The sequence below is a fragment of the Sulfitobacter sp. genome (genome assembly GCF_041552635.1).
Classification (GTDB): Bacteria; Pseudomonadota; Alphaproteobacteria; order Rhodobacterales; family Rhodobacteraceae; genus Sulfitobacter.
Genome location: NZ_JBFEKM010000251.1, coordinates 1 through 4,203, shown reverse-complemented (window position 1 = coordinate 4,203; position 4,203 = coordinate 1). Strand labels below are relative to the sequence as shown.

Here is a 4,203-nt window from a genome sequence, read left to right as displayed (position 1 = left end):
GGATCGTGGATTTACATCGGTTCCCAAGGCATCGTTCAGGGCACCTACGAGACCTTTGTCGAGGCAGGCCGCCAGCATTATAACGGCGACCTGACTGGCAAATGGATCCTGACCGGCGGGCTTGGCGGTATGGGCGGGGCGCAACCTTTGGCGGCTGTGATGGCCGGTGCCTGCTGTCTTGCGGTGGAATGCAATCCTGATTCAATCGATTTCCGGCTGCGCACCCGCTATGTTGATGAACGCGCCGACACGCTGGACGAAGCGCTTGAGATGATCGCGCGGTGGACAGCGGCGGGCGAAGCCAAATCGGTGGGCTTGCTTGGCAATGCCGCCGATGTCTTTGCAGAGATTTACCGGCGCGGCGTACGTCCTGATATCGTAACCGACCAGACCAGTGCGCATGACCCGCTGAACGGCTATCTGCCGCAAGGCTGGTCAATGGCAAAGTGGCGGGACAAACGCGAAAGCGACCCCAAATCCGTTGAAAAAGCAGCGCGGGCGTCGATGAAAACCCATGTGGCAGCGATGGTCGATTTTTGGAAAGCCGGTGTGCCGACGCTGGATTATGGCAACAACATCCGTCAGGTCGCACTGGACGAAGGGCTGGAGAACGCCTTTGCCTTCCCCGGCTTCGTTCCCGCCTATATCCGTCCGCTGTTTTGCCGTGGCATCGGGCCGTTCCGCTGGGTGGCGCTGTCTGGCGACCCCGAGGATATCTATAAAACCGACGCCAAGATGAAGGAACTCTTCCCCGAGAACACCCATCTGCACAACTGGCTCGACATGGCGCGCGACCGGATTGCCTTTCAGGGGCTGCCTGCGCGCATCTGCTGGATCGGGTTGGGGGATCGGCATCGCGCCGGCCTTGCGTTCAACGAAATGGTCGCAAGCGGCGAATTGAAAGCCCCCGTCGTGATTGGCCGTGACCATCTTGACGCGGGTTCTGTCGCCTCGCCCAACCGCGAGACCGAGGCGATGAAAGACGGCTCTGATGCGGTATCTGACTGGCCGCTTTTGAACGCGCTGGTGAACACGGCATCGGGGGCGACATGGGTCAGCATCCACCACGGTGGCGGCGTCGGCATGGGGTTTTCCCAGCATTCCGGTGTCGTGATCTGCGCCGATGGCACGCCCGAAGCAGCCAAGCGGATCGAACGCGTGCTGTGGAACGACCCGGCCAGCGGTGTGTGGCGACATGCCGACGCAGGATACAAGGACGCGATTGCCTGCGCGCGCGAAAACGGGCTGCGCCTGCCGCGCATCTTAGGCAACTGATCACAACCATTCGATGCCCCGCAAGACGGTGCGAACAAACCCGACCGACCGAACATTCAACAAGGAGAACTGACATGGACAGACGCAAATTTCTGGCAACCGCAGGCCTTGGCGCCGCGGCAACAACCCTTGCAGCACCGGCAATCGCGCAGGATGTGCGCAACTGGAAACTGGTATCGGCATGGCCCAAGAACCTGCCAGGCCCCGGTGTTGCCGCCCAAACGCTTGCCGACCGGATCACCACGCTTTCGGGTGGCCGGATCAACGTGACACTTTATGCCGCTGGTGAGATCGTCCCCGGCAACGGCGTTTTTGATGCAGTTTCCGAAGGCACAGCTGAACTGTATCACGCCGTTCCCGCCTATTGGGGGTCAAAATCCAAGGGCATTTTGCTGTTCGGGTCGCAGCCCTTTGGCCTGCGCGCCGATGAACAGTTCGGCTGGATGTATCACGGCGGCGGCCAAGCGCTTTATGACGAGATGTATGGCCGCTTTGGCATCAAGCCGTTCCTGTGCGGCAACTCCGGTCCGCAATGGGCAGGCTGGTTCAAGAACGAGATCACGTCTGTCGAGGACCTCAAGGGGCTCAAGTTCCGCACCACAGGCATCGCCTCGCAAATGGCGGCAAAGCTGGGCATGGCTGCCGAAGCGATGAGCGGTCCGGCCATGTTCCAAGCGCTGCAAACCGGGGCGTCGGACGCGGGTGAATTCATCGGTCCATGGACGGATTCCGCGCTTGGGTATTATCAGGTAGCGCCTTATTATTATTGGCCCGGCGTGGGCGAGCCGTCCTCCGCCGAAGAATGCGGCGTCAATGCCGACGTTTTTGCCGAACTGCCTGATGATCTGAAAGAAGTCGTCACGCAAGCCTGTCAGGGTCTCTATAACCCTGTGTGGACTGAATACATGACCAAGCACGCGCAATCGCTGCAAACGCTGGTGTCGGACCATGGCGTTCAGGTGCGCAAGCTGCCCGACGATGTGATCGCTGCCATGGGCGTTGCCGCGCAAGAGATCATGCAGGAATATCTTGCCGATGATGACGAACTTGTCGTGCGGATCACCGAAAGCTTTATCGCGTATCGCGATCTGGTTGGCGGCTACATGAGCTATGCCGACAACGGGCAGATGAACGCACGCGCGGGCGTTTTCGGATACTAAAACGGGTTTGTGGTGCGCAGCGCGGCGTTGCGTACCACATCCACCTAGACCGAGGGGCCGGTGATGCTTGTTCTAGCCGATGCGATTGACCAGATGAACCGCGCCATTGCCAGCGTCGTCCGCTGGCTCGCGCTGATCATGGTGCTGGTGCAGTTCTGCATTGTCATCGGTCGATATGTCTTTGGCCATAACTCCATCGCGGCGCAGGAAAGCGTGTTGTATATGCATGCAACGCTGTTCATGCTGGGGGCCGGTTTCACGCTGCTGGTCGACAAACATGTCCGCGTCGATGTGTTCTATGCCAAGGTCAGTGACGCGGCGCGGCGGCGGATCGATATATTTGGCCACATCTTCTTGTTGATGCCATCCATGACGGCGCTGCTGTATTGGTCGTGGCCGTCCGTGCGCAATTCGTGGAGAATTCTGGAAGGTCCGATATCAGTCGGCGGGATCGAAGCGGTGTTCTTGCTGAAAACTCTGATCCCTGCGTTTTGCATCCTGATCTTGCTGCAATCCCTGTCGATCCTGATCCGAATGTTCCACAAAGGGCCCAAAGCATGAGCGAATATCTTGATCTGATCATGTTCGCCGCCCTGATGGTGGCTGTTCTGTCCGGCTTTCCGGTGTCGTTCAGCATCGCCGGTGTCGCCATAGCCTTTGCCTATCTGGGCTGGATGCTGGGGGTCATGGATGTCTCGCTGCTGGGGGCTTTGGGCCAGCGTGCATTTGGTCTGATCGGCAATCAGGTTCTGATCGCTATTCCCGTTTTCGTGCTGATGGGGGCCATACTGGAAAAAAGCAAAATCGCCGAAGAGCTGCTTGATACGATGGGGCGCAGTTTCGGGCAATTGCGCGGCGGCTTGGGCATCTCGGTGGTTCTGGTTGGTGCGCTTTTGGCGGCCTCTACTGGGATTGTGGGGGCCACGGTGGTGGCGATGGGCATGATCGCCCTGCCCAGCATGCTGCGCGCCGGCTACAACCCTGCCCTGTCGGCTGGCATCGTGTGCACCGCAGGCACTTTGGGCCAGATCATACCACCTTCGACCTTGCTGATCATTTTGGCCGACGTGATGTCCAACGCGTTTCAACAGGCGCAGTATACGCAAGGTAAATTCGCGGTCGAGGCGCTGTCTGTCGGGCAATTCTTTGCCGCCGCGATCATTCCGGGGCTGGTGCTGGTCACGCTCTATCTGCTGTATATCCTGATCCGCGGCGCGCTGCGCCCGCAAGACATGCCCCCCGCAGACATCGGCCTTGCCCGACCTGACCGAGACGAGGTTCTGGCCGCGATCGTACCGCCCGTCTTACTGATCTTTGCAGTGCTCGGGGCCATCCTTGGCGGTGTTGCCACCCCGACCGAGGCCGCATCGGTGGGTGCCATCGGCGCGCTGCTGATGGCGGGGCGCAAGATCGGGATCAATCCGAAACTGATTTTGATCGGCGCGTTGGCGTTGGTCTGTCTGGGCCTTTTTGCCGGACTGTATCCCGTGCGGCTGCAACGCAATGACAATGGCATTCTGGAATGGGCTATCGGGGCCTTTTACGCGGTGCTGGCCCTTGTCGGTCTGGGTGCCGTGATCTTGTCGCTGCGCGCTTCCATCCGCACCAAGGTTATTCAGGACGCGCTGAATTCCACGCTCACCATGACGGCGATGATTTTCGCGACGATCCTTGCTGCGGGCTTCTTTTCCTTGGTCTTTATAGGCTTGGGTGGCGAAGAGCGTGTCGCGCATCTGCTGGAAAACCTGCCCGGTGGTCCGACGGGTGC

General features: G+C 59.7%; 4 protein-coding genes. All 4 read left to right on the top strand.

All coding sequences use genetic code 11. The annotated features are described in order from the left end of the window. Nucleotides 1–1,275, top strand: a 1,275-nt coding sequence (gene hutU, locus ABYT07_RS19420) for a urocanate hydratase (RefSeq protein ID WP_372993667.1), incomplete at its 5' end; no start/stop codon positions are given. 74 nt (nucleotides 1,276–1,349) lie between these two features. After that, nucleotides 1,350–2,435 carry a TRAP transporter substrate-binding protein gene (locus ABYT07_RS19415; protein ID WP_372993666.1) on the top strand — a complete coding sequence of 362 codons (1,086 nt, stop codon included), beginning with the start codon at nucleotides 1,350–1,352 and terminating at the stop codon, nucleotides 2,433–2,435. A 63-nt stretch (nucleotides 2,436–2,498) separates the two neighbouring features. Next, nucleotides 2,499–2,996 (top strand): TRAP transporter small permease subunit, encoded by a 498-nt coding sequence (locus ABYT07_RS19410; protein WP_372993665.1) that lies wholly within the window; start codon nucleotides 2,499–2,501, stop codon nucleotides 2,994–2,996. Continuing rightward, nucleotides 2,993–4,203: TRAP transporter large permease subunit (locus ABYT07_RS19405; RefSeq protein ID WP_372993664.1), on the top strand; the 1,211-nt coding region annotated here is incomplete at its 3' end. The genes ABYT07_RS19410 and ABYT07_RS19405, both read left to right, overlap by 4 nt.

Bases quoted from the DNA above. Each gene is read 5' to 3' on its own strand.
- ABYT07_RS19410 (WP_372993665.1), top strand. From the start codon at position 2,499: ATGCTTGTTCTAGCCGATGCGATTGACCAGATGAACCGCGCCATTGCC.
- ABYT07_RS19415 (WP_372993666.1), top strand. From the start codon at position 1,350: ATGGACAGACGCAAATTTCTGGCAACCGCAGGCCTTGGCGCCGCGGCA.